The 25,299-nt window shown below is 69.0% G+C and carries 19 protein-coding genes; 13 read left to right on the top strand and 6 right to left on the bottom strand.

Annotated elements, in window-relative coordinates:
- Window positions 1-1,369: 1,369 nt before the first annotated feature.
- From mca to I004_RS40340, 3 genes are all read right to left on the bottom strand, one after another.
- A complete protein-coding gene (gene mca / locus I004_RS34245) occupies window positions 1,370-2,275 on the bottom strand; it encodes a mycothiol conjugate amidase Mca (protein WP_078511269.1) in 906 nt (301 codons plus the stop codon).
- Window positions 2,276-2,687: 412 nt separating this feature from the next.
- Window positions 2,688-4,157 carry a metallophosphoesterase gene (locus tag I004_RS0116035; RefSeq protein ID WP_028436332.1) on the bottom strand — a complete coding sequence of 490 codons (1,470 nt, stop codon included), beginning with the start codon at window positions 4,155-4,157 and terminating at the stop codon, window positions 2,688-2,690.
- A 397-nt stretch (window positions 4,158-4,554) separates the two neighbouring features.
- Window positions 4,555-5,904, bottom strand: a complete 1,350-nt coding sequence (locus I004_RS40340; RefSeq protein WP_486580016.1) for a M23 family metallopeptidase — start codon at window positions 5,902-5,904, stop codon at window positions 4,555-4,557.
- A gap of 874 nt (window positions 5,905-6,778) precedes the next feature.
- Here I004_RS40340 and I004_RS34235 point away from each other — a divergent pair.
- The 5 genes from I004_RS34235 (at window position 6,779) to I004_RS0116005 (ending at window position 11,759) form a co-directional block, all read left to right on the top strand.
- A complete protein-coding gene (locus I004_RS34235; RefSeq protein ID WP_037976347.1) occupies window positions 6,779-7,966 on the top strand; it encodes a S8 family serine peptidase in 1,188 nt (395 codons plus the stop codon).
- A gap of 360 nt (window positions 7,967-8,326) precedes the next feature.
- Window positions 8,327-9,274 carry an ABC transporter ATP-binding protein gene (locus I004_RS0116020; protein WP_486580021.1) on the top strand — a complete coding sequence of 316 codons (948 nt, stop codon included), beginning with the start codon at window positions 8,327-8,329 and terminating at the stop codon, window positions 9,272-9,274.
- On the top strand, window positions 9,255-9,992 hold the full coding sequence (locus I004_RS0116015) for an ABC transporter permease (RefSeq protein ID WP_028436330.1): 738 nt from the start codon (window positions 9,255-9,257) through the stop codon (window positions 9,990-9,992). Before I004_RS0116020 ends, I004_RS0116015 begins: the two co-directional genes overlap by 20 nt.
- Window positions 9,993-10,253: 261 nt before the next feature.
- The gene (locus tag I004_RS34230) at window positions 10,254-10,811 is read left to right on the top strand and encodes a hypothetical protein (protein ID WP_051345071.1); all 558 of its coding nucleotides are present in this window, start codon (window positions 10,254-10,256) and stop codon (window positions 10,809-10,811) included.
- 6 nt (window positions 10,812-10,817) lie between these two features.
- Window positions 10,818-11,759 carry an SRPBCC family protein gene (locus I004_RS0116005; protein ID WP_028436329.1) on the top strand — a complete coding sequence of 314 codons (942 nt, stop codon included), beginning with the start codon at window positions 10,818-10,820 and terminating at the stop codon, window positions 11,757-11,759.
- A gap of 270 nt (window positions 11,760-12,029) precedes the next feature.
- Here I004_RS0116005 and I004_RS0116000 read toward each other — a convergent pair whose 3' ends face one another.
- From I004_RS0116000 to I004_RS0115990, 3 genes are all read right to left on the bottom strand, one after another.
- On the bottom strand, window positions 12,030-12,737 hold the full coding sequence (locus tag I004_RS0116000; protein ID WP_028436328.1) for a hypothetical protein: 708 nt from the start codon (window positions 12,735-12,737) through the stop codon (window positions 12,030-12,032).
- An 86-nt stretch (window positions 12,738-12,823) separates the two neighbouring features.
- Complete coding sequence (locus I004_RS39870) at window positions 12,824-13,486, bottom strand: DUF6114 domain-containing protein (RefSeq protein WP_199779400.1); 663 nt, start codon at window positions 13,484-13,486, stop codon at window positions 12,824-12,826.
- The gene (locus I004_RS0115990; protein ID WP_028436327.1) at window positions 13,477-14,097 is read right to left on the bottom strand and encodes a DUF6230 family protein; all 621 of its coding nucleotides are present in this window, start codon (window positions 14,095-14,097) and stop codon (window positions 13,477-13,479) included. The genes I004_RS39870 and I004_RS0115990 overlap by 10 nt, the downstream gene beginning before the upstream one ends.
- Window positions 14,098-14,616: 519 nt before the next feature.
- On the opposite strand from I004_RS0115990, the gene I004_RS0115985 reads away from it, so the two are divergent.
- The 8 genes from I004_RS0115985 (at window position 14,617) to I004_RS34220 (ending at window position 25,186) form a co-directional block, all read left to right on the top strand.
- Window positions 14,617-15,690 carry a LacI family DNA-binding transcriptional regulator gene (locus I004_RS0115985; protein ID WP_028436326.1) on the top strand — a complete coding sequence of 358 codons (1,074 nt, stop codon included), beginning with the start codon at window positions 14,617-14,619 and terminating at the stop codon, window positions 15,688-15,690.
- Between the two features lie 190 nt (window positions 15,691-15,880).
- Complete coding sequence (locus I004_RS0115980; RefSeq protein ID WP_028436325.1) at window positions 15,881-17,131, top strand: sugar ABC transporter substrate-binding protein; 1,251 nt, start codon at window positions 15,881-15,883, stop codon at window positions 17,129-17,131.
- A gap of 4 nt (window positions 17,132-17,135) precedes the next feature.
- Window positions 17,136-18,134: a carbohydrate ABC transporter permease gene (locus I004_RS0115975; protein ID WP_037976344.1), complete on the top strand. Its 999-nt coding sequence runs from the start codon at window positions 17,136-17,138 to the stop codon at window positions 18,132-18,134.
- 92 nt (window positions 18,135-18,226) lie between these two features.
- Window positions 18,227-19,003 carry a carbohydrate ABC transporter permease gene (locus I004_RS0115970; protein WP_486580020.1) on the top strand — a complete coding sequence of 259 codons (777 nt, stop codon included), beginning with the start codon at window positions 18,227-18,229 and terminating at the stop codon, window positions 19,001-19,003.
- A 155-nt stretch (window positions 19,004-19,158) separates the two neighbouring features.
- Window positions 19,159-21,015, top strand: a complete 1,857-nt coding sequence (locus I004_RS0115965) for a GH39 family glycosyl hydrolase (protein WP_028436322.1) — start codon at window positions 19,159-19,161, stop codon at window positions 21,013-21,015.
- A gap of 65 nt (window positions 21,016-21,080) precedes the next feature.
- The gene (locus I004_RS0115960; protein ID WP_028436321.1) at window positions 21,081-22,484 is read left to right on the top strand and encodes a glucoamylase family protein; all 1,404 of its coding nucleotides are present in this window, start codon (window positions 21,081-21,083) and stop codon (window positions 22,482-22,484) included.
- Window positions 22,485-22,791: 307 nt separating this feature from the next.
- On the top strand, window positions 22,792-24,240 hold the full coding sequence (locus tag I004_RS0115955; protein WP_486580015.1) for a sulfatase family protein: 1,449 nt from the start codon (window positions 22,792-22,794) through the stop codon (window positions 24,238-24,240).
- Between the two features lie 121 nt (window positions 24,241-24,361).
- Window positions 24,362-25,186: a formylglycine-generating enzyme family protein gene (locus tag I004_RS34220; protein ID WP_051345088.1), complete on the top strand. Its 825-nt coding sequence runs from the start codon at window positions 24,362-24,364 to the stop codon at window positions 25,184-25,186.
- Window positions 25,187-25,299 lie beyond the last annotated feature (113 nt).

Here is a 25,299-nt window from a genome sequence, read left to right as displayed (position 1 = left end):
ATCGCCCGAGAAGGCAACGGCGTCTTCCGTTGAGTCATGGAAAGTACTCAAGGCTGCAGTCCTCTGGAATCATGAAGGATGATGTGCGCTGCCGGTTCTGCCCATGGGAAACGCCGCTCGCGGAGCAGGGCTTGAATGGTGTTTCCCATGACGGTTGCTGTCGGCCGTGTTCTGACCGGTGCGCATTGACGTAGCCGATCACATCGAGCCCGGAGAGGACCCGGTAAATACCTCGTCAGTGGTCCGAGGGAGTCCGAATTGCTCCGGCGCGGGGCCGGTCACGTGACTGCCGAGGTGGAGCGGTGGCCCAGGGTCCGCGTGTCAGATGTGCGCTCCTGGAACCCGGGGGCTCGATGCCCTCCCGGAGACGGGCGCTGCCACGCCCTCGATGGGGAGGAAGCCGCCGGAGCTGGTCTCTGGGGCCCGGCGCCGGGTCAGCGGGTGGCTGCTGCCGGCATCTGTCGCCCTGACAGTGGTGAAGCTGCTGCCGTCGTGATCGCGTCGAAGTCGTCGACGCCGAATGTGCTTGTGATGTTGAGCTTGCTCGCGATGCCGAACGGTGCACCGGCGCCGCCGGCCTGGGGGACACCGGAAGGGTTCTGCGGATCTCCGCCTCCGGGAGGACCGCCTCGGCGACCAAGAGGCGGGGCGTTGATAACTCCCGCACCTCACCGCCTTCGCTCAGGCTCTCTAAGCGAATCTCGGAGCTCGTCCCGGGTAATGCTGATGCATGCCCGCGACGCGTCCGAGCCAGGCCGGATATCCCGGTTCTCAGCGTCGCAGTCGATCTTCTGGAGCTGACGGATTCACTCGGCTTCCGGACCGGTATCGCCGCTCGCCCGTGAACCAGAAACGCTTTGATGCCGGCTGCGTGTACGGCACCCGAAGCGCACGTATGGCGAGAGTGCCCGGGTTTGAGCCTGGCCCGTCTCTCCATTTTCAGTCCCCCGAATGAGAAAAGTCCCTGTGGAACTCACAGGTGACACACCTCGCTTGTGTGAGGGCTTCGGGGCCGTGCCCGTTCACAACCTGTTCACACGTTCCGAATGTTTATACGCGTGCAGCCTCCTCCGTCAACGGCTGGGATCGACTCCCCGGGCCCTCCGGCGTCTGACATCACGCTTTCCACGGAACGCACAGCGATTCGATGACATAAGTCATGTCTGACATGATCATGTATGTCATGCCGAGTCAGCTGGGCGGGAAGTCCCGAGGGTCTCTCCGCGGTACTCACCCGCGCCCGTCACGGCCGCCCTCGCCGGTGCTCCGGAGGCTTCCGTCGACTGGCGCGAGTGAGCTGTCCGCTCGTTCCGGGCGGGAGGACGGGACACCGCCGACCGCACCATCGGAGGGCCAACTGCTGGGCCGGTCAGGCCACTTCCACCGTGCTGATCGACGCGCGGCCCTCCACCGGCCGGGTCGGGAACGGCGGCCTCAGGCCCGAGAAGAGGTCGTCCTCGGGGAGGCAGGTGCCGACGAGCGACTTCACGAGCTCGTACTCCTCCGTCGGCCAGACCTCCTTGTGGATCTCCAGCGGGACGGAGAACCAGCCCCCGTCCGGGTCGATCTGCGTGGCGTGGGCGGTCAACGCCTCGTCGCGGACCGCGAAGAAGTCGTCGCAGGTCACGAACGTCGTCAGCTCCCGCACCCGGTCCTCGAACGGCGCCATCGCCCGTAGCCATTCGGCGCCGAGCGTGTGCAGGCCGCGTTCGAGCAGCGCGCCGTACAGGGCGCGGGTGCGCTGCGGGTTGAGGGTCTGGTTGTAGTAGATCTTCTGCGGCTGCCAGGCGGCGCCGGCCTCCATGTACTTGCCGGAGTCGCCCGCGGCTTCGAATGCCGCCATCGAGATCTTGTGGGTCATGACGTGATCGGGGTGCGGGTAGCCGCCGGCCTCGTCGTACGTCGTCATCACGTGCGGGCGGAACTCGCGGACCAGCTTCACCAGGGGCTCGGCGGCCGTCGCGACGTCCTGGAGCGCGAAGCACCCCTCAGGCAGCGGCGGCAGCGGGTCGCCCTCGGGGAAGCCGGAGTCGACGAAGCCCAGCCACGCCTGCTTCACGCCGAGGATCGCGCAGGCCCGGTCCATCTCCTCGCGGCGCACCTCGTGGATGTTCGCCTCGAGCCAGGCGTCGCCCTGCAGTTTGGGATTGAGTACCGAGCCGCGTTCACCGCCGGTACAGGTCGCGACCAGCACGTCCACACCCGTGGACACGTACTTCGCCATGGTGGCGGCGCCCTTGCTCGACTCGTCGTCGGGGTGGGCGTGCACGGCCATCAATCGCAGTCGCTGTCTCACGGCTGCACCTGCCACGTCGCCGGCCGCGGGCGAGTGCCCGCCGATGCACCGTCGGGTAAGAGGCAAAAGGGCATGGGTTGTTCCCCTGTCCGGTCGTTGATTGCGGCAGCTGAAGGCGGGTCCGTGCGCGGACCGGCGCGTGCTGCATCGAGAGCGAGCGTTCTAGCGCGCGGCTGCGCCGGGAGTCAATCGCATCTTCGAGTGGCAAAAATCATGACAGTGGGTGTTCAACCCGCCATGTCGGTCCGCCAGTTGAGCGGGCCGAGAGGTGAAGCGCCTGATGGACGCGGGTGTGCACGCGGCCCTGACGACCGGCGCGGTCTCGCGGTGGACAGCCCTCGGGCCGGGCCGGCAGCGATGCGGAAGCTCGGCTTCGTGCCGGCCCGGCCCGTCAGGCGAGGGGCGAGGCGAGGGTGACGACCGTGATGTCGGACTCGGCACCCACGCGGATCGGCGGGCCGAAGGAGCCCGCGCCGCGGGTCACATAGAGCTGGGTGTCGCCGTAGCGGTCCAGGCCCGCCACTGTGGGATTGTCCAGCCTGGCCAGGTACGGGCCCGGCCAGAGCTGTCCGCCGTGGGTGTGGCCGGAGAGCTGCAGGCCCACGCCGTGCTGCACGGCGTCGTGGATCTGCACCGGCTGGTGGGCCATCAGCACGGACGCACGGGAGGGGTCGCGGTCGCCCAGCGCGGCCTCGAAGTCGGGCCCCTCGCCGATGGGTTCCCCTCCGAGGTCATTGACTCCCGCGAGGTCGAAACCGGGCATCTCCCGGTGCTCGTTCTCCAGCGGGTGGATGCCGATGCTGCGGAAGTGGTCGATCCAGGAGCGGGCGTCGCCGAAGTACTCGTGGTTGCCGGTCACGAAATAGGTGCCCTGCCGGGAACGGAGCCGGGTCAACGGTTCGACTGCCGGGGCGAGGTCCTCGACGGTGCCGTCGACGACGTCCCCCACGATGGTCACCAGATCCGGCTGGGTCGCGTTGATCGCCTCGACGATCCTCCGGGAGTGACCGCGCCCCAGGACCGCCCCGAGGTGCACATCGCTGACCACGGCGATGCGGTAACCATGGGCGCTGCGCGGCAGCTTGGGAAGCGTGACGGTGACGCGCCTGGTGGTGGGGCCGTTGAGGAGGCTGACGGCGCCGGCGGCGACCGTTGCCGTGGCGACAGCGGTGGCGCCGACCGCGATGGTGCGGGCGACGAAGAGTCTCCGGGAGGGACCGTCGCCTCCCTCCTTCCCGATGGCTTCGCCACCCGGGCCGTCGTCTCCGGAAGCGTCTCCGGAAGCGTCTCCGGAAGCGTCTCCGGAAGCGCCGAACTCGGCGTCGGAAGCGGTCAGTTGCCGGCGACGGGCGCAGCCCTTCCGGCCGCTCGCGAGTGCCTCGCCCCCGGGCCCCGGCCCGGGTTCGGCCGCGGCAACTGCCAGGACTCCGCCCGCCGGTTCGCGTTCCGGGCCGCTCCCCCGCGAGGCCTCGCCCGCCAGGGTGTCGTCGTCCAAGTCCTCGACGGCCGGGGCTTCTTCGCCGAAACGGCCGGGCGAGCCGGCAGCACGGCGGGCGAGCCACCGGAGAAGGAGCGGACGCACCAACTCCCCCGCGAGCAGGGCGAAGCTGAGGTAGATCAGCAGGGCCAGCCAGAGGTAACCCGGCCAGGCGATCACGCGCAGGATCCCGAAGGGCGCACCGGCGGGGCCGGCGATCAGCGTGCCGACGGCGGTGCCCGAGAACAGCCACACCAGAACGGTGCCGGTGCGCCGCCACGGTCCGCCCTCGCGGGAGACGTCCTTGACCAGGCGTCTCCACAGGTACCAGTGAACGGTCACCAGCAAGGGGATCGCGACGATGTTCAGGAGCAAGAGGGCCATGCCGGTCCTCCCCCGTCCCTGTGGGCGCCGCTCAGTCTTCGCATTCCGGGGACACCGGCCGCGTCCGGAGGCACGGAGGAGACGGCCGGCGTCGGGAGCCAGTCGTGCGCCGTGCGTTCGCGGGCGACGGACGCCTGACCACGCTCGCCGTACGCGAGGTCACGGGCGGAGGAGACCGGGAGGTTCGAGTGCCACACGCCGGAGGCGCGCGATAACCAGGGGAGGCGGCGAGGCGCCGTGGGGGCTCGGGACATGGCCAAAGTATGGCCGTACTTCTGACCGCGCCGCCCGGTCGGCCGGGCCGCGCGCCGCCCCGAACCGGCCCTGAGGTCCCCTCGATCAGTACGGCACGGCAGGAGGAGCCTCGGGCACGCAGGTCTCGTTCCTGGTTGTCCCCTCAGCGTGAGTGACCGGGTGACGTCGATGAGACGGGCAGCGCCTCCACCACGGCGCGCTCGCCCGGCATCGCCCGCTCCCTGACCCGGAAGTGGTCCGGGCTCGAGGGCCATTCACGGAAGCGCCGGAACAGCATCGGCACGCCTCGGGCGACGGACAGGTCGGAGCTGTCCATGGCCTGCATGTGCACGTGGGGCTGCGTCGAGTTGCCGGAGTTGCCGCAGTTGCCGATGTGCTGGCCTTCCACGACCTTCTCGCCGACGGACACGCGGATGGAGCCGGCCTGGAAGTGCGCCAGAGCGAGGAAGGTAAGGCTCTCCGGCATCGAGATGATCACATGGTTGCCCGCGACGGCGCCCACGCCCTGACGCAACCGCCCGGCCTGGCCCAACGCGTAAGGCACCAACGCCAGTTGCGACCGGCGCCCTTCGTGATCGATCTCCCCGTCGTGCACGGCGACGACGGTGCCGCTCCTGGGAGCCAGAACCGGCTGACCGAACGCGAAGTAGAGCTCAGGCGGCTCGGTGGCGAGGAAGGTCCGCCAGCTACGGCTGCCTGCCGTCCGGTGACGCTCGTCCACACCGACGAAGTCGATGGCGTAGCGCCCGCCGAACATGTCGGTTCCGTGACTCGGGACCCGCCGGGCAGGGCTGTTCTCAACGCGCCACCGCCCCGTGAAGGGCAGAGAGACCTCGATCCCCCCGTCCCCCGGGCTCTGTGACGGTAACTCTGAGGCCATGGCCTCATCATAAGTCAGCGCCGCCGCAAGGACGGTGGCGCCGACTGCGACCGTCCGGGCGACGAAGAGCCGACGAGGAGGGCCGTCCCCCCTCGTCCCGTCGTCGCCGGGGGCGTCGTTTCCGGCGCCTTCACCCTCGGGTCCGGGAGAGGTGGCCCGGTCTGCGCCGCTGCCCTTCCCGCTCTGCCGGGTGGCCTCACTCCCGGACCCGCCTTCGGCAGCGGCCAGGACCTCATCCGCCGGGTCCTCGCGTGCCCGACCCGGGTCCTCGCGGAGCCCTTCCGGTGCTCGGGCAGCTCGGCGGGCGAACCACCGGCGCAGCAGCGGCCGGGCGACCTCGCCCAGGAGCAGGGCGAGTGTGAGATACCCCAGCATGGCCGCCCACAGGTCCGCCCAGGCGAAGACGCGCAGGGACCGGAAGAGCGCGAGGTCGGGTCCGGCGGTCAATATGCCGACGCTGATCGCCACGACCAGGAACACCAGCACCGTGCCGGCACGTCGCCATGGCCCGCCCTGGCGGGAGACGTCCTTCACGAGGCGTCTCCACAAGTACCAGTGCACGGCGACGAGTACGCAGAGGAGCAGGACGTCGTTCAGAAGCAAGAGGGCCATGCCGGCGCTCCCCCGTTCCTGTGCGCACCGGACAGTTCTCGCATGCCGAGCACACCGAGCGCTGAAGGTAACTCTTCTCGGACCATGTGCTCACCTTAGGTGAGCGCCATGCCGGAAGGCAGTTGTGATTCTCTCGGGGTCAAAGCCTCCTGAGCTGGGTGAATGCCGGACATCGGCACGAGCCGCGACGTCCGGTGCCGTGTTCCGCGCTTCCCGAGGCCCGCGGCAAAGTGATGACAATTGCCACGTCCTCAGACCGATTTCGGGTTTGTCTCACGTAGCGTCAGATCGAGGAGACATGATGCCGTGTCATGCGTGATGGACTGGCACAGCGGTCTGTTCCCGGCGAACTGGGTTCGCCTGTCGAGCCGTTGCTTCCATCGTTCGCATGCCGTTCGCGGGCTGCCCCGCCCGACGGGACGGATGAGCGGGGCGTTGTCACGCTCGCGGCGCGTGGTGCGACGGGCGGCCGCCTCCGGCGGCGCCTGCCGGAACCGTTCTGCGTATCCGCGGCCATGACACGTCCTCGTTCCTCGGCGTGGACCGGAACCGGTGCGTGGCTGCGCACGCACCGGACAGTCCTGAACGAGGCCGGGTCCGCGGGGAGTTCGGCCGGACCTCGGCCGTCGTGGACGCGGTGTCGTCCGCTCGCCGCAGCTCAACGGCCTCCTTCCCGTCAGGGGCGGCCCGAATGAGGTGACCGCGCCAGGCGGCACCGGCGAAGACCGAGCCGGTGCCCGGGCGGGACCGGCTGTGTCTTCACGCCCGGACCTTCCGCCGAACCGGGCCGGCGCTTGCTCCACCAGTACTGCCATGGCAGTCCGTCGCGCCTGCCGTGTAACCGACACTCAGACATTTCACTGCGGGAGAGACCATGCGAGCCGTTCAGTCAGTTGTTCGCCGTAAGAACGCCGTCACCGCTCTGGCCGTGGGTGCTGTTCTGACCATTGCCGTGACGGCCACCCCCGGACACGCGGAGGACCTCGGGACGGTCGCAAATGCCGGGAGCGCCAAGGCGGTTGACGGCAGTTACCTGGTGATGTTCGAGAAGGGGAAGCAGCCGGACGTCGCCGGTGAGTACGGCGTGCGGGTGCTGGAGAGATACGACAGCGCGGTGAAGGGGGTGCTGGTCCGGGCCGGGGAGGAGCAGGCGAAGCGGATAGCGGCCGATCCGTCCGTACGGCTGGTGGAGCAGAACACCAAGGTGGAGCGCGTCACGTCGCGCAAGAAGACGCAGCCGGATCCGCCGTCCTGCGGGCTGGACCGGATCGACCAGCCGTCGCTTCCGCTCGACGACTCCTACAGCTACCCGGCCCGCGCGGGTGCCGGCGTGGACGTCTACATGCTCGACACCGGCATCGACTACGACCACCCGGACCTCCGGCCGCGCGCCGAGCCCGGCTTCGACGCCTTCGGCGGGGACGGCAAGGACGAGAACGGCAACGGCACCGCCATGGCCGGGATCGTCGGCGGCACCGAGTACGGGGTTGCCAAGAAGGCCACGATGATCTCGGTGAAGGTGCTCGACGCGGAGGGCGGCGGGACGATCGCCGGTGTGCTCGACGGCATCGACTGGATCACCGAGCACGCCTCGGGACCCTCGGTGGCGAATGTCGTCATCGGCGTCCCCGCAAGTGACGTGCTCGACGATGCGGTGCGCAACTCCATTGCCTCCGGGGTCACTTACTCACTGGAGGCGGGGGCCGACTCGGCCGACGTCGCCGACTCCTCCCCGGCGCGGGTGGCAGAGGGCATCACCGTGGGCTCCTCGGACTGCGGCGACAAGGTCGCCTCGTTCAGCAATCACGGTCAGGGCATGGACATGTACGCCCCCGGCGTGGACATCACGTCCGACTCGCCCGGCGGAGGAACTCAGACCATTTCCGGCACCACGGCCTCGGGAGCGCATGTCTCCGGTGCGGCCGCGCTCCATCTCGGTCAGCACCCGAGGGCGACCCCCGGTGAGGTGGGCAAGGCGCTCGACCGTGCGGCCGCTGTCGGAGTACTCACCGGTGTGCCGAACAGCGCCACGCCCAACAAGCTGCTCCAGGTGAAGCGTTGACCGATGGCACCGAAGCCGGCTCCCGGGGGCGCGGTGGCAAGGCCACTGCGTGCCCCGGCAGCACAGCTTCGGCCCTGCTCACGTCGATAGTTTCACCAGGAAAACATCAACAATTCGGACTCCACGGACACACAGCACCACAGTCCCACAACTTGCACGAATTACTCGGTGGTTGTCGGCGATCTGATGTTCTATATGCAGTTTGACGAGCAAAGATCCGTTGTCCGGAGTCCATATTGACATACGTCCGGGCGCTCGGAAAACTGTCGGCGCACTGAACCCTCACAGTCAGGGCACAGAACATCCCCAAACCGAATCCCAATTCAAACGGGCGGAAATTTGCTACTCATCGAAGATCTTGTGAAGTGCTACAAGCGTGGCACGAGCAACGCAAATGACGGCATTGACTTACGTGTCGAGGCAGGAGAGGTGGTCGGCCTGCTGGGCCACAACGGCGCCGGCAAGACCACCCTCGTCAACCAGGTCGCCGGACTCGTCGTACCGACGTCCGGAACGATTCGCGTCGACGGATGCGACCCGGTCGCCGACCCCGCCAAGGTTCGCCGAATGGTCGCCGTCATGCCCCAGGCCCATGCGCCTCTGTCCGGTGTGACTCCCCGCCAGGCCATCCGGTCGATGGCGCGCATCCGCGGTCTGAACAAGCGCGACGCCATCGCCCGTACCAGCGAACTGATCGACGCGCTGGACCTCGGCGAGTGGGCCGACACCATGGGGGAACGGCTCTCCGGAGGTGTCCGGAGGCTTACGGGGTTCGGTATGGCCGCGGCCGCACCCGGGCGGGTGGTCATGCTGGACGAACCCACCAACGACGTCGACCCCGTGCGCCGCAGGCTGCTGTGGGAGCAGATCCGCGAACTCGCCAACAAGGGCTGTGCGGTTCTCCTCGTCACTCACAACGTGGTCGAGGCAGAGCGCAGCGTGGACCGCATCGTGGTGCTGGACTCCGGCAAGGTGATCGCGGAGGGCACGGCGCCCCAGCTGCGCTCCCGTGCGGTCGGCGAGCTCAGGCTGGAGCTGACGGCGGAGAGCGTGGACACCCTCCCGCCCGTCCCCGACCACATCCCCACCGCGGGCCCCGCGGTGCGCAGCGCCCGGCGACTGGTGGTTCCGCTCGACTCCGACGCGGCCTCCGATGCGCTCGCCTGGGCACAGCAGCTGCGTGAGTCGCAGACCATCGACGAGTTCGCGCTTCTCCCGGTCGGCCTGGAGGACGTGTATCTGGAACTCGCCGGCGGCGAGGGCGACGACAAGGTGAAGGGGGAGCAGGGTGAACCACTGGCTGCGTAGTTACGGTTTGCTTCTTTCCTGGACCGGGTTGCGCAGCCGCGCGACCCTGCCCTTGAACCTCGTCGTCCAGACCTGCCTGGCGGTGGGCATCATCGTCGGATTCGCATACCTCGTTCCCGAGATGAATGATGCGACGGCGCTCTATCTGGCTACCGGTGCCCCGGTACTGGGGCTCATCACGGTCGGAATGGTGATCGGGCCGCAGGAAGCCGCGTCCGCGAAGCAGGAGGGGATTTTCGACTTCAACCGGTCGCTTCCCGTCCCTCGCAGCGCGCTTCTCGCCTCGGACGCCACCGTCGCTCTGATCACCGCGTTGCCCGGAATGTTCGCGGCGCTGGTGGTTGCCGCTCTGCGATTCGATCTGACCCTTCGGATCAGCCCCCTCGTCATTCCGGCAATTCTCCTTACCGCATTCGCCGCCATCGGTATCGGCTACGGCATCGGCTACGGAATGGCACCGCCTGCGGCCCGCATGATGTCGCAGCTGGTCGTGTTCGTGGCGCTGATGTTCTCGCCGATCACCTTCCCGGCTTCCCGGCTTCCGGACTGGTTTGCATCTCTGCACAACGTGCTTCCGTTCCAGTACATGGCCGAGAGTGTCCGCGACACGCTGAGCACGCCGCCCGAGGGCGTCTCGCTCCTCCCGTTCGGAGCACTCGCGATCTGGTCGCTCCTCGGATTTCTGATCACCTTCCGGGTGATGTCCCGCAGGCCGTAGCTCGGTCGGCTCGACCAAGGCCGGATGAGGGGTTCCCGTCAGCACGCTGACGGGAACCCCTCACGTCTGCACGTGGCACGTGTCAGTGCTCCCTGCCCCCTCCTCCCGCTGCGCCCGCACCTGCACCCGCACAGGTGAACCGGCCGAGCGCCCACACGGCTTCTGTGCCTTTATGGAGGCAGGACGTTTGCCGCAGGTCACCGGCCCGGAGCGCACGTACGACCACGTACCACGGCGCAGGGCACGACGGGATGGGTGCGCATGAGTGAGAGCACGAAAGCTGCCCTGGCCGCGAGCGTCGCCCTCGGTTACGTCCTGGGACGTGGCCGCAAGGCGAAGCTCGCGATGACCCTCGCCGCGTACTTGGCGAGCAGAAGACTCCAGACCAAACCACGGGAACTTCTCGCGGCGGGCGCCGGGAGGCTCAGCGAATCACCGGAGCTGTCGCAACTCGTCGAGCAGGTGCGCGGTGAGGTGCTGAGTGTCGGACGGGAAGCGCTCAAGGCAATGGCCGACCAGCGACTCGGCCGCCTCGCCGATGCGCTCGCCGACCGGACCAAGTCGATGAGCCAGATCCTGGAAGCCGCGAGCGAAGAGGAAGAGGACGAAGAGGAGGGCGAGAAGGGGCAGGGCGAAGAAGGTGCGGAGCGCAGCGCCGCGAAACCGGCGGAGAATCGCGCCAGGCCCCGCAGGCCGCGCCGCGACGCCGAGGCGTCCTCGGCCCCCGCGAAGAAGGCAGCGAAGACGGCGCCCCCGAGGAAGGCAGCCAGGAAGACCGCCCGGAAGCCGCCTGCCGAGTCGACCCGTCGCCGGAGGTAGAAGCCCATGCCGGAAACAGCCAAGAAGGGCAGCAACGGGGACTCGGGCGGGGGCCTCGACAGGGTGCGCGAGGAACTCTCCAAGTATGTGATGGCGAAGGCCAACAACCTCGTCAGCACTGCCGGCAAGAAGACCGGCGAGTTCGCGGAGAAGGCCGTCTCGGGAGGGGACGGAGGCAAACTCGCGGAGCCGGTCGGCAAGATGCTCAAGGGCGAGACACCGGCCAAGGCGGTCGGCGGCCAGATGGCCAAGACGGTGAAGGACAAGACCGTCGGGAAGGTCCAGGAACTCTTCTCGGGTGGTGGCAAGGCCGGGGAGAAGAAGGTCACGAACATCGTCGAAGTGCTCGACGTGGGACTGCCGTTGCGGCGCGTGTACGACCACTGGACCGAGTTCGAGGAGTTCAGCGGCTTCATGAAGGGCGTGGTCGAGGCCTCGCGCTCGGACGAGGACGAAGAGGTGTCCGACTGGACGCTCAAGGTCGGGCCGTCCAAGCGGAGTTGGCAGGCCACAGTGCTGGAGCAGGTGCCCGACGAACGCATCGTCTGGGAGACGAAGGGCGAGACGAAGACGCATGGCGCCGTCTCCTTCCACGAACTCGCGCCCAGCCTCACGCGGGTCGTGGTCGTCATCGAATACACCCCCGGCGGATTCCTGGAGAAGACGGGAAACCTGTGGCGGGCGCAGGGCCGCAGACTCCGTCTGGACCTGAAGCACTTCCAGCGCTACGTGACGCTGGGCGTCCAGGAGGTGCCGGAGGGCTGGCGCGGTGAGATCCGCGAGGGCGAAGTCGTGCGCAGCCACGAGGACGTGCTCGCCGAGGACGAGGAAGAGCAGGGAGAGGGAAAGGAAGAGGAGTACGGAGAGGGCGACGAGGCCGGTGACGAATACGCCGACGAGGACGAGGACTTGGACGACGAGCAGGGCGAAGACGAAGAGGACCGGTAGCCGGCTCCCCCTTGCTCACGCTGCAACTGCCCTTCCGTCCGGCTCGTTCAGTCGCCTTCCGTCCCGCTCGGTCCTCGAGATCCAGCGCGTTCCGTCGTGCCATTCAGCCCCGGAAACCCTCCGGCCCCCCGTCGCCCCGGGCACGGGAGCGAAGGAGGGCCGGAGAACGGACGGCCGTTGTCCACGCGGCGGCACCGGCTTGGGGGGCCACCCCTGCGGCTCCCCGGTGAAGCGGGGGTCAGGGGGAGGGACCGGGCCGCTGCGGCGTGGTCAGGAGTTCACGGCCACGTCCGCGCCGGTGTCCGTCGTATCGGTGATCTCGTAGACGGCGCTGAACTCGGAAGTGGTGGCGCTGGTCGGGCAGCCGAAGCCGCCCTCGACCTTCACGGGGACCTCGGCCGCGTCGAAGGTGAGCGTCGACGGTGAGCCGTTGGCCCAGCTGCCGGTGGCGGTGGCCGCGCCGTCCGGTGCGGCGGTCACGGTGCATTCGGCCAGGCCGCTCGTCTTCAGCACGAATCCGCCCGTGGGCATGGTGAGTCCCGCGGTGCTGGGGTCCCCGTGCTGCATGGACACGGTCCAGTCGCCGCTCGTCGTCACGGACGCCTCGACGCCGGGCAGGCTCGCCGTGCAGGAGTCGTACGTCGGCGCGTTCACGGCCGACGTGACCGGCCCGGCGTCGTTGTGGTTGTCCGGGGCGGCCGGGATCTTGCCCGAGGCCTCGGAGACGGTGCAGGTCACCGTCACCGAGCCCGCGGTGAACGAGGCGCCGCCGGTGAGTTCGGCGGCGTACTCGTCACCGGCGGGCGTGACGGTGGTCGACCCGGCGGCCGCCGCGTCACCGGCCTTCGCGGGTGCGCCCGAGAGACCGGTGACGGTGGCGTTCGCGTTCGCCGAGCCGGCGAGCAGGAGCGCGGCGGCGGCCGTGGCGGCGGTCACCGCGACCCGTAAGGACACGGTGTGCAGAGGACGCGTGCTCATCATGGGCTCCTTCACTGCATTCATGGGGGTGGTGCAGGGAGATGCGATGGCACTCGTGCGCTCAGTCCCGCCCTTCGCGTCCGCGGTCAGCTGCCGCGGGGCGGTGGGAAGGGGTCGTCGTCGACTCCGAAGGCCTCCGCGAGGGACGAGTTCGCGGAGTCGGCCTGGCCCGAGGTCCCGGCCTTGCCGGACGTGTCGGAGGTCCCTGTCGTGCCGGATGTACCGGACGTGTCCGAGGTACCGGTCGTGCCCGTGGTGCCGCTTGAGGTCGCGACTCCCGAACTGACCGTCGCCGTACGGGACTCGGGCGCCTCCGAGCGAAGGACCGCGGTCTCGGCGGCTGCCGGTGCGTGCGCCGCGCCGCCCTCGTCCCCGCTCGCCGGCTTCCCGGCCGGTTCCGCCGGGTCGGGCCGCCACGCGAACATCAGGGCGCCCCCGATGACGCCCAGCAGCGTGCCGATCATGAACCCGCCCAGGTTCGACATCACCAGGGCGGCGGCCGCGAGCAGGACGGTGATGATGCCCGCGAGCGCGCGGAACTGGGGCGCGAACCAGCCGCTCAGCCCCAGCACGACGATGATGGCCGCCAGGACGACCGACGGGAAGCCGGCCGTCCCCTCATGAAGCATCACCTTCATCGGTGCCAGCGGCAGCACACCGATCTCCACACCCGAGACGACGGTGAGCAGGCCGCCCCAGAAGGGCCGTCCACGGCGCCAGCCGCGCCACTTGCGCCAGATCAGAAGCATTCCTTGGTGCCCTTGTTCACCTTCATGCTCAGGTTGTTGAGCCTGAACTTGCCTGCGTTGGTGGCCCAAGCCGTCTGCTCCAGCTTGGTTATCCGTACGTCGTCGGCCTGCTGTCCGAACAGGTCCTGCAGCCCCTGGCCGCCCTTCGGTCCCTTGTCGAGAGTGGAGGCGTCGCGCCCGATCTCGATCTTGTTGAAGGACGCGTTGCCGGAGAGCTGCGTGGCGTCGACGAAGAGGTCGGTGGCCTCGACCGGCTTGCTGCCGGTGCCTGCGGTGAGGTTCAGCGAGATGCTGCCTATGACAGGCAGGTCCGTGACGACCGACTGGCACAGGTCGTTCATCTTCGCCGTCTTGATGGCGGTGACCGCGACGGGGATCAGCTTGCCCCGCGCGTTGCGGTCGACGCTGCCGTACTGGGCGAAGCCGTCTCCGTCCAGGCTGGACGCGGACACCTTGAACTGCTGTCCCGAAACGGCGAACGACGCGGCGAGCGCCCCGTTGGCCAGTGCGATCGCGAGCGCGGCGGTCGCGGCGAAGCCCGGCACGCACAGGACGGCGAATCTCCGCCAGCTCGTGCGTCCCGTCAGCTTTCTGCCGTGCGCATCCTTCATGGTGTGTCCCCTTGTGAAATGACTGGCGTCGTGACCGTTGCGTGGGGGATGTGAAGCCCGTGCGTGGTGCGAGGGGGGATCGCACAGAAGGAGACCCTGCTGTGCGGAAGAGTTACTGGCGAGTCAGGTTATGGACACCGGGCCTGCACGGCAAGGTTTCGCGCAGACAACTTTCCGCCGAACCCCGGCCGTTGGATCCGGGAGGCCGCGTGAAGACCGGAGCCCCGGCCGTCCGCACACCCCTGAGCTGGACCGCATGAGCTGGGGTTACCGGGAGTAGGTACGCGCTTTCCGGTACTCACGCCCCCTGGTACGGGCACCGGCGCGGCCCCGCACGTGGTCAGAGGGGGTCGGCAGACCGTGGGCCGTGGCCGAAATCAGCCCTGACGTGGGTGAGTTGGGGTGTCCCGGGAGCTCAGGAGGGGACTTCTTGCCGCCGCTTCCGCACGCGGCGTACGATGAATGCGCTTTCAATCCAGCGGCCCCCACGGCCTGAGCCAGGCAGGAGAGCATGGTCGCGTGAATGCTCCCACCGTGTATGACGTCGCCGGACAAGCGGGCGTCTCGATCGCGACGGTTTCGCGAGTCTATCGGGCCCCCGATTCCGTGCGCGCCGGTACGCGGGAGAAGGTCCTGGCCGCCGCTCGCGAGCTCGGCTACGTACCGAGCGGCAACGCACGGGGACTGGCCAGCCGCAACACGCGCGTGCTGGGCCTGTGCTTCCCCGACTACGCCGACCCGGACGCCGAGGACCCGGACGCCGACCTGGGCGACGACGCCGAGCTGATGCTCTATTCCGACGAGATAATCCGCGGCATGGAGCGGGCAGCCCGCCGCCACGGCTATGCCCTGCTCATCGCGGCCTCCCTCGCCGAGGGCCCCGCGAGCCTGGTCGCCGACGTCGCGGGACGCGTGGACGGCTTCGCGGTGCTCGCCCGTACCGTCCCGACGGAGGAGCTCGAAGTCATCTCGCGGCGGCTGCCCGTGGTGATGCTCGCGGGCCCGCGCGAGGACGCGCCGCTGGACCACCTCGACCACGTCGAAGTGGCCAACTTCGACGGCGAACTCGCCCTCACCAGGCACCTCATCGCCGATCACGGACTGACCCGGCTGGCCTTCGCCGGCAGCACGGAGGACTCCCCCGACGGCGAGGCCCGCTTCCGTGGCTTTCAGGCGGCGCACCTGGAGGCCGGCCTGCCGGTCCCCGATGGCCCGGACGTACGGTCCGACCTGACACAGGCGGAGGGCGAGCGCGCCGTGGCACAGCTCCTCGACCGCGGGGGCGAGCTGCCGCAGGCCGTGGCGTTCGCCAACGACCAGATGGCGGTCGGCGCGCTCTCGGAGCTGCGCCGGCGCGATGTGCGCGTTCCGGAGGACCTGGCGGTCGTCGGCTTCGACGGGATTCCGCTCGGACGTCTGGTGACGCCGGCGCTGACGACCGTGCGGCAGCCGATGCGGCGTATCGGCGAGGAAGCGGTGGAGCTGCTGGTCGCGAGGCTCGAGGACCGCACGCGGGAGCCGGTGTCGCAGGTGCTGCCGGTCTCGGTGGTCCGCCGGGCCAGCTGCGGATGCCCGCCCCGGAACGCTCCGTAGGCCACTGACGGCACCGCCGGACGCGCTTCCGTTACACAGTCGTAATCTCCTCGGCCCTTGCACGCCCGGACCGTCACTCACAGAGTATGTATGCGCTTACAGCCAAGCTTCCGTGCCCGGTTGTCCGGCCCGTCACTTCAGGCCACGTCAAGGCGCCACCGCCGCTCCGTGAACGAGGAGGAGACCCTCCATGCAGCCCATACCACGCATCGCCGCCGCCACCGCGGCAACGACCGCCCTCGCGCTGCTGCTCTCCGCCTGCGGCAGCGGCGGCGAGGAGCAGACATCAGCCAAGGACAAGCAGACCCTCACCGTCTGGGGCATGGGTGAGGAGGGCAAGCACCTTGCCAAGATCGGCAAGGAGTTCACCAAGAAGCATCCCAACATCACCGTCAAGGTGACCCCGGTCGGCTGGGACGTCGTGCACCAGAAGCTGGTCTCCGCCGTCGCCGCCGGGGAGCTTCCCGACATGGCCCAGATGGGCAGCACCATGATGGGCGAGTTCATCGAGCTGGACGCCCTGGAGCCGGTGGACGAGAAGACCTTCAAGAAGGACGACTTCTTCCCCGCCGCCTGGAACGGCGCCGTGAAGGACGGCAAGGCCTACGGAGTCCCCTGGTACGTCGACACCCGCGCCCTCTACTACCGCACGGACCTGGCCGACAAGGCCGGGGTCGACAAGCCTCCGGCCACCTGGAAGGAGCAGATGGACCTCGCCAAGGCCTACAAGGACAAGGCGAAGACCAAGTGGGGCACGTACAACCAGCCCGCCAACGTCGGCGCCTGGCAGACCTGGCTCCCCTTCCTCTACTCGGCCGGCGGCGACCTGCTCGACAGCTCCGGCAAGCCCGCCCTCGACTCTCCCGAGTCCGTCAAGGCGCTCGAGGAGTACGCGGCCTACTTCGACCAGGGCCTCTCCAGGAAGAGCTCGCCGCCCGACTACGACGTGGTCAAGGACTTCGGCACCGGTGACGCCCCGATGTTCATCTCCGGCCCCTGGATCGTGCAGAACATCCAGGACCAGCAGCCGCAGCTGAAGGGCAAGTACGCCACCGCCCCGCTGCCCGCCGGCGAGTCGAGCACTTCCTGGGTCGGCGGCGCGAGCCTCGTCTCCTTCAAGGACAGCGAGCACAAGGCCGCCGCCAAGGAGTTCACGAAGTACCTCACCGAAACGAAGCAGCAGGCGGCCTGGTACGAGATGGCCAAGTCCCTGCCCGCCAACGAGTCCGCCTTCGACGAGCCGCAGCTGAAGAACGCGCCCGAGCAGCTCGCCGCCTTCGAGAAGCAGCTCAAGACGGCGAAGACCGTCCCGCCACTCGCCAAGTGGGAGGAGTTCTCCGCCAAGATCGACGAAGGCGTCGCTCGCGTCTCCCAGAAGGGCGAGTCCCCGAAGAAGGCCGCTGCATGGATGCAGAAGGCCACCGAGGGCCTGGTGGACTGACTCGATGGCGACCACGACCCCATCCCGGCGGGGGGTCCCGGACCGCACCTCGAAGGTGCGGTCCGGGGCCGGGGCCGGAATCGGAACGGGCCGGAAGCGGGGGCCGAGGCTCCGGCGGGACCGGCTCAGCGTGCAGAACGGCCCGGGATGGCTGTTCTCCACACCCTTCCTGGTGCTGTTCCTGACGTTCATGGCGGTGCCGATCGTCGCCACGTTCCTCATGAGCTTCACCCAGTTCGAACTGCGGAACGTCGCGGACCCCTTCTCCGCCGAGTTCATCGGCCTGGAGAACTACACCCGTCTCTTCGAGGACGAGAAGTTCCTGACGTCGCTGTTCAACACCTTCTACTTCGTCCTTCTGGGCGTGCCGCTCACAGTCGGCGCGGGGCTTCTCGCTGCCGTGCTGCTCAACCGGGGCATCGGCCGCATGCGGACCGTCTTCCGCGTCGGCTTCTACGCGCCCGTCGTCACCAGCATCGTCGCGGTGGCCGTCGTGTGGCGCTTCGTACTGGACCCGGCGGACGGGCTCATCTCCGGGCTCGCCTCCGAAGTCGGCCTGAACTCACCGGACTTCCTCGGCTCAAACGTCCTCGCGATGCCGTCGCTGATCATCATGGCCGTGTGGCGCAACCTCGGCACGGCGATGGTCCTCTTCCTCGCCGGCCTGCAGGGCATACCCACCGAGGTGCGGGAGGCCGCGCGGCTGGACGGCGTCGGCATCTGGCAGGAGTTCCGCAGCATCACGGTGCCGCTGCTGCGCCCGACGATGCTCTACGTCAGCGTCATGACGACCATCGGCTTCCTCAACGTCTTCGAGGAGCCGTTCGTGATGACCGAGGGCGGGCCGGACAACTCGACGCTGACCGTCTCGCTCGACATGTACAAGGAAGGCTTCAGCTACTTCCACATGGGCTACGCGAGTTCCATGGCGTACGTGCTGTTCACCATCATTCTCGCGGTCACCCTGCTCCAGCTCCGTCTGCTGAAGGACAAGACGAAATGACGGCCCCCGCCAACGCATCAGACTCGGCACCGCGCCTGCACCAGGGCGAGGCCACACGCCGCAGGCTCCTCCTGGCCGTCCTGTGGGCCGGGATGATCGTGATGATCGCACCGTTCCTGTGGATGGCGGTGTCCGCCTTCAAGTCCGAGAAGGACCTGGGCGCGAGCCCGACGGTATGGATCCCGGACGAGTGGACGCTGATCCACTTCGAGAAGCTGGTCAAGCTGCTCGACATCGGCGCCCACTTCTTCAACTCGACACTGGTCGCCGTCGTCGTCACGGTCTGCAACCTGGTCTTCTGCTCGATGCTCGGCTACGCGCTGGCGAAGCTGAACTTCGCAGGGAAGCGGCCGGTGTTCGCGCTGGTGATGTGCGCGCTGATGGTGCCGGGCAACCTGATGCTGATGCCGATGTTCGTGATGGTCAGCAAGATGGGCCTGATCGACTCCTACGCGGCACTGATCCTGCCGTTCGCTGCCGGCGCCTTCGGCGTCTTCCTGATGCGCCAGTTCATGACGGCCATCCCGGACGAACTGCTGGAGGCGGCACGCATCGACGGCGCCGGGGAGTGGTTCATCTTCTGGCGGATCGCGATGCCGCTGGTCAAGCCCGCCCTGGCGACGCTCGCCATCTTCACCTTCCTGCAGTCCTGGAACAACTTCCTGTGGCCGCTGGTGGCCACCAACGACGCCGACAAGTACACGCTCCCCGTGGCCCTGGCGACCTTCGCCATCGATCCCACGAAGACGAACGGCTCCAACGGGGTGCTCATGGCAGGCGCGTTCCTGGTCGTCCTGCCGGTGCTGCTGGTCTTCATTCTCCTGCAGCGCTACTTCACACAGGGCATCGCCACCGCGGGCCTCAAGTAGGCCCGCACGACCGGCCGCAGGAACGCAGGGACGCAGCACAGCAGGGACGCAGCACAGCAGGACCGCAGCACAGCAGGACCGCGCACCGCCCCGCACGACACAGCACCACACCAGCGCACCCCGTGTATGCGCATCCATCGAGAGGTGACCCCGACATGACCGAGAAGAACGCCGCTCGCCTCGACTGGGAGCAGCGCATCGGCCTCCCCAGCGACCAGCCGCTGACCGGCACCGCCGACCTGCCGGCGCCGGCGGGGCTGCGTTCTGAGGACGGCACCGGCCATGTGCTGCTCGACTGGCAGCCGGTGGAGGGCGCGTTGGGGTATCTCGTGCACCGCGCGGACACCGTGGACGGCCCGTACGAACCCCTCGACCACCGCGGCGGCGACGTACTGGCGGTGCCCGAACCGCCGTACGCGGACTCGCTCGTCGAGCCCGGACAGGGCTACTGGTACAAGGTCGCCTCCTGGACGGACGCGGGTGCGGGACCCCTCACCGCCGAGCCCGTGCGCGGCTGCCCCAGGGCCCCGGGAACCAGGCCGCCCGCCGTCACCGTGACCGTCGACGCCTCCTCCACGCCCGTGCCGCTGCCGCCCGTGTGGAACCGGATGATCGGCGCCGAGCACCTGTCGATGCTGGTGTGGGACGAGCCGGGTCCGGGCGGCGCGGACGTCGCGCGGGAGTACGCCGACGCGCTGGGCATCGTCCGCGACGAGCTGGGGGTGCGCACCGTGCGGGCGCACGGCACGTTCCTCCCCGAGTGCGTGACTGTGCGCGAGGACGGTTCCTTCGACTTCTCCGGCACGGACGAGGTCTACGACCGCTTCCTGGCCACCGGGCTCAAGCCCGTGGTTGAACTCTCCTTCATGCCCGCCGAGTTGGCGCTCGACCCCGAATACACGATCTTCGAGTACAAGGGCATCGCCTCCGTACCGCGCAGCTGGGAGCGGTGGAGCGAACTCTGCCGCGAGCTGACGGTGCACCTGCGCGAGCGCTACGGCGCGGACGAGGTCGCCACCTGGGAGTTCGAGGTCTGGAACGAGGCCAACCTGGAGGTGTTCTGGAACGGCACCCAGGCCCAGTACCACCTCCTCTACGAGACCGCGGTGCGCGCCGTGAAGAGCGTGGACCCGCGGATCCGGGTGGGCGGTCCCGGCTCGGCCGCCGCCAAGTGGGTGGGCCCGCTGCTGGAGCACTGCCGCGAGCACGACGTGCCGATCGACTTCGTCTCGACGCACACCTACGGCAACGCCCCGCTGGACTTCCGTCCCCAGACGCGCTCCTTCGCGGAGGCCACGGGCCTGCCCGAGCCGGAGATCCTGTGGACGGAGTGGGGCGTGACTCCCACCCACTTCCACCGCGTCAGCGACTCGGTCTTCTCCGCCCCGTTCGTGCTGCGCGGCATGAAGAGCGCGCTGGCCTCGACGGACGCCTTGGCCTACTGGGTGGCCACCGACCACTTCGAGGAGCTGGGCCGGCCGCCGAAGCTCTTCCACGGCGGCTTCGGGCTGCTGACCGTCGGCAATCTGCGCAAGCCGCGCTTCTGGGCGCTGCGCATGCTCTCGCAGCTGGAGGGCGGCCGCATCCCGGCGGCGGTCTCCGGTGACGGCGCGGAGGCACTGGTGGAATCCCTCGCGACGCGCACGGACGACGCCTCGAGCGTCGACGTCCTGTGCTGGAACGGCACGCTCGACCAGACGAAGATCGACGGTGCCGCCTCGCTGAACCGCGACGCACGCGTCGAGGTGAACGGGCTCGCCCCGGGGGCGAGTTACGCGGTCACCGTGCGCCGCGTGGATGAGAATCACTCCAACATCAAGGCCGTGTGGGACGCCATGAACGGCGGCCACAGCGACTGGCCCAACGAGCGGCAGTGGGACGAACTCCACACCGCCGACGAGCTGTTCGAGGAATGCGGCGGCACAGTGACCGCCGACGGCGACGGCTCGCTCTCCCTCACCGTCGATCTGCCGATGCCCGGCATCCGGGCCCTCCGCCTCGTCAGGAGCTGAGACCCCCGGCTCCGTACGGGCCCCAACGACTGCACGTCCACCGAAAGACGAAGGAGTCGCACACCATGAAACGACGGACCATCCTCACCGCCGGAGCGGGTGCGACAGCCGCGCTCGCCCTCGGCGGCGCCACGGCCACCCCGGCCTCCGCGCGCAGCCGGGCCACCACGGCCCTGCTGCACCGCTGGTTCCGTGACACGTACGCCTCGATGGAGGCCATGCACTCGGACATGGGCCTCGCCGCCGACAAGATCGACGTCAGCGGCGCCAAGCCGAAGCGCAGCGTACAGACCTCACCGACCAACATCGGCTGCGGGCTCTGGTCGACGGTCGCGGCGGCCGGGCTCGGCGTGATCAGCCGTCCCACCATGCGCAAGCGGCTGGCGGGCACCGTCTCGGCGGTGGAGAAGCTGGAGCGGGCCAAGGGCTTCTGGTTCAACTGGTACGACGCCGCCACGGGCGAGGTGCTCACCAAGTGGCCGGAGACCGGCGACGAGGTGCGGCCGTTCCTCTCGTCCGTCGACAACGCCTGGCTCGTGACGGGGCTGCGCATCGCGGCCGCTGCCGACCCTTCGCTGGCGGGACGCGTCAAGAAGCTCCTCGCCGACGCCGACTGGTCCTTCTACTACACCCCGTACGACGAGAGCGACCCGGCACAGCACCCCGGCCAGATCAAGGGCGGCTACTGGACGGACGACAACACCTTCACCGGGCACTGGTACGGGGCGCTCAACACCGAGCCCCGCATGGCCAGTTACCTCGGCATCGGGGACGGCAGCCTGCCGGGCGAGCACTACTGGCGCACCTTCCGCACGATGCTCCCGGAGTGGGAGCAGGAGCAGCAGCCCGAGGGCGAGTACGTCACGGTCGACGGCGTCCGCCTCTTCCGCGGCCACTACACCTACCGCGGCCGCAAGCTCATCCCCACCTGGGGCGGCTCGATGTTCGAGGCCCTGATGGTGCCGCTGTTCGTGCCGGAGGGCGAGTGGGCCCCCAAGGCCTGGGGTGTGACGCACAAGCGCTACATCCGCAGCCAGATCGAGCACGGCCTGGAGGAGGAGAAGTACGGGTACTGGGGCTTCTCCCCCGCCAACATCCCCGCGGGCGGCTACAGCGAGTACGGCGTCGACGCCATCGGCATGACGGTGGAGGGCTACTTCCCCAAGGGCGTCGTGACGCCCCACGCGTCGTTCCTGGCAATGCAGTTCGAGCCGGGGGCGTCCGTCGCCAACCTGGTGAAGATCGCCGATGACTTCGGCGCGTACCACGACGGTCTGGGCTTCCGCGACTCCGTCGACGTGAAGGAGGGGACGGTCAGCGACTTCATGCTCGCGCTCGACCAGGGCATGGTCGCCGCCGGACTCGCCCAGGTGCTCAGCCCCGGCCTGCTGCAGAGCGCCTTCCGCTCGGGCGGCTTCGCCAAGAACGTGCGCCCGCTGCTGGCCAAGGAGGACTTCGGCATAGGCTGATCCCCCAGGGGGTGTCTGACGAATGGCGTCGTCCGCCCGTCAGGGCGGGCTCCACGGTGACTGGTGCGTGCGAATGCAAGGCGGAGGGAGGAGAGCGCAGCGGGCTGCGCCGACGACCGACAACGTCGCAAGCGTGCGTGCAAGCCACCGTGGAGCAGACGGGATTTGTCAGACACCCCCTGGCAGCTCACGCGGCTGCCCGCCGCCCCGGAACGCCGGGGCAGCGCCGCCGGCTCATCCCCGGCGCTGTCCCGGCCCGCACGACGGTGGACGGCCCCCGCACCGCACCGCCCCCGGGAAGGATTCCGTGACGCCGCCCACACTTCCCTCTGGACAGCACGCGCGCCCCAACATCGTGCTGTTCATGACGGACGACCACGCCGTCCCCGCCATCGGGGCGTACGGCAGCGTGATCAACCGGACCCCGGCTGTGGACCAACTGGCCGCCGAGGGAATGCGGTTCGACAACACCTTCTGCACCAACGCGATCTGCTCACCGGCCCGCGCGACCCTGCTGACGGGCACCTACAGCCACGTCAACGGCATGACCTCGCTGGAGGGGCCGGACCACACCTTCGACGCGAGGCAGCCGAGCTTCCCCGAGATGCTGCGCGAGGCCGGCTACCGGACCGCCATCGTCGGCAAGTGGCATCTGGGCCACGGCGGCCGCAGCGACCCCCGCGGCTTCGACCACTGGGAGATCCTGCCCGAGCACGGCGTCTACAACGACCCGACCTTCCTGACCGCCGACGGCGAGCGCACGTACACCGGCTACGTCACCGACATCATCACGGACCTGGCCCTGAACTGGCTCGACGGGCAGGACCGGGACCGCCCCTTCGCGCTGCTCGTCCAGCACAAGGCACCGCACCGGCACTTCGAACCGGCCGGACGTCACCGGAACCTCTACTCCGGCGAGGACATCCCCGCTCCCCCGACCCTCCACGACGACCTGAGCGAGCGCGCCACCGCGGCCGCCGAGGCGCGGCTCCGGATGGCCGATCTCGTGCCCGATGACCTCAAGGAGCCCGTGCCGGAAGGACTTTCGGAACGTGGGGAGCGCGAGTGGCGGTATCAGCGGTACATCAAGGAGTACCTGCGGGTGGTCGCGGCGCTGGACGAGAACGTCGGCCGTGTCCTGCACTATCTGACGGTCTCCGGCCTCGCGGATGACACCGTCGTCGCCTACACCTCCGACCACGGCTTCTTCCTCGGTGAACACGGCTGGTTCGACAAGCGGTTCATGTACGACCCGTCGATGCGCATCCCGCTGGTGATGCGGTGGCCCGGCGTGGCCGCGCCCGGCTCCGTCAACGAAGACCTGGTGGCGAACGTGGACTTCGCGCCGACGCTCCTGGACCTCGCCGGGATCGAGCCCCCGGAACGCATGCAGGGACGCAGCCTGGTGCCGCTGCTGCGCGGAGAGACGCCCGACGACTGGCGCGAAGGCGTCTACTACCGCTATTACATGCACCTCGACCACGACCACAACGTGCAGGCCTGCTACGGCATCCGCACCCGCACGCACAAGCTGATCCACTACCCGGGGCACGGCTCCGGAGCCTCGGGCGCCGGAGCGGAGCGGCGCGAGCCGGAGTGGGAACTCTTCGACCTCGTACGCGATCCCGACGAACTGCACAACCGCTACGGCGACCCCGAATACGCCGCCGTCGCCGAGGAGCTGACCGAGCAGCTCGCAGAACTTCAGCGCAGCTACGGGGACACCCCCGAGGGAGTGCTCCCCGTGCGGGAGTGACGCAAGGCGGAGGGAGAGAGCTTCAGTGACGGACACGACCGACGCGGGCCCGGAGAGACGGGCGCCGCGGGCGTGCTGCACGCCCTCCCGTGCGGCCTCCGCACGCCCCCACCTCGCTGCGGTGTACCGCACCGAGGGCGTCCCCGGCCCGCTCGGCGGCTGGCGTCCGTTGTCCGGCGGCACCTTCCTGATGGGCTGCGAGGCCGCCCCGTACCCGGCGGACGGCGAAGGTCCCGTGCGTGAGGTGACGCTGCCTCCGCTGCTGCTGGCGGCGACCGCTGTCACCGCCGGCGAGTTCACAGCCTTCGTCGAGGCGACCGGCCACCGCACGGACGCCGAACACTTCGGCTGGTCCTTCGTGTTCGGGGGCTTCCTGCCGCCCGGCTTTCCGGCGACGCGCGCCGCGGCCGCCGCCCCGTGGTGGCGGCAGGTGCACGGAGCTGACTGGCGGCACCCGGAGGGCCCGCAGTCCGGCCTGGACGGCCGCGAGGACCACCCGGTGGTGCACGTGTCGCACAACGACGCGCTCGCGTACTGCTCTTGGGCCGGCACACGCCTGCCGAACGAGGCCGAGTGGGAGTACGGAGCGCGTGGCGGGCTGAGCGGCATGCCGTACCCGTGGGGCCATGAGCGCGACCCGGCAGGCGAGTTCAGGATGAACATCTGGCGCGGCTCCTTCCCCGACCGCAACACCGCGGCGGACGGCTATGCCGGCACCTGCCCCGTCGACGCGTTCCCGCCGAACGGGTACGGCCTGTTCAACATGACGGGCAACGTCTGGGAATGGTGCGACGGCGCCTTCGTCGACGGCTCCGACGCGGTTGCGCTGCGCGGCGGTTCGCATCTGTGCCACGAGTCGTACTGCCTGCGCTACCGCACCTCGGCGCGCATGGGGAACACGCCGGACTCCTCCTCGGGGAACACCGGCTTCCGCGTCGCGCTCTGACGCCGCGGCAGGCCGCGAACTCCTTCGCTCCGACCTCTTGTATGCGCTTCCTGTAAGCGCATACAGTCTCGGCGCACCGCGCCGAGCAGCCATCTCCCGTCGCACACGCCACA

Source organism: Streptomyces sp. TAA486 (assembly GCF_000426165.1).
The sequence above is the reverse complement of the archived record's forward strand: the minus strand, read 5'-3'. Positions and strand labels throughout refer to the sequence as shown.

Bases quoted from the DNA above. Each gene is read 5' to 3' on its own strand.
- mca (WP_078511269.1), bottom strand. From the start codon at position 2,275: ATGGCCGTGCACGCCCACCCCGACGACGAGTCGAGCAAGGGCGCCGCC.
- I004_RS0116035 (WP_028436332.1), bottom strand. From the start codon at position 4,157: ATGGCCCTCTTGCTCCTGAACATCGTCGCGATCCCCTTGCTGGTGACC.
- I004_RS40340 (WP_486580016.1), bottom strand. From the start codon at position 5,904: ATGGCCCTCTTGCTTCTGAACGACGTCCTGCTCCTCTGCGTACTCGTC.
- I004_RS34235 (WP_037976347.1), top strand. From the start codon at position 6,779: ATGCGAGCCGTTCAGTCAGTTGTTCGCCGTAAGAACGCCGTCACCGCT.
- I004_RS34230 (WP_051345071.1), top strand. From the start codon at position 10,254: ATGAGTGAGAGCACGAAAGCTGCCCTGGCCGCGAGCGTCGCCCTCGGT.
- I004_RS0116005 (WP_028436329.1), top strand. From the start codon at position 10,818: ATGCCGGAAACAGCCAAGAAGGGCAGCAACGGGGACTCGGGCGGGGGC.
- I004_RS0116000 (WP_028436328.1), bottom strand. From the start codon at position 12,737: ATGAGCACGCGTCCTCTGCACACCGTGTCCTTACGGGTCGCGGTGACC.
- I004_RS39870 (WP_199779400.1), bottom strand. From the start codon at position 13,486: ATGCTTCTGATCTGGCGCAAGTGGCGCGGCTGGCGCCGTGGACGGCCC.
- I004_RS0115990 (WP_028436327.1), bottom strand. From the start codon at position 14,097: ATGAAGGATGCGCACGGCAGAAAGCTGACGGGACGCACGAGCTGGCGG.
- I004_RS0115980 (WP_028436325.1), top strand. From the start codon at position 15,881: ATGCAGCCCATACCACGCATCGCCGCCGCCACCGCGGCAACGACCGCC.
- I004_RS0115975 (WP_037976344.1), top strand. From the start codon at position 17,136: ATGGCGACCACGACCCCATCCCGGCGGGGGGTCCCGGACCGCACCTCG.
- I004_RS0115970 (WP_486580020.1), top strand. From the start codon at position 18,227: ATGATCGTGATGATCGCACCGTTCCTGTGGATGGCGGTGTCCGCCTTC.
- I004_RS0115965 (WP_028436322.1), top strand. From the start codon at position 19,159: ATGACCGAGAAGAACGCCGCTCGCCTCGACTGGGAGCAGCGCATCGGC.
- I004_RS0115960 (WP_028436321.1), top strand. From the start codon at position 21,081: ATGAAACGACGGACCATCCTCACCGCCGGAGCGGGTGCGACAGCCGCG.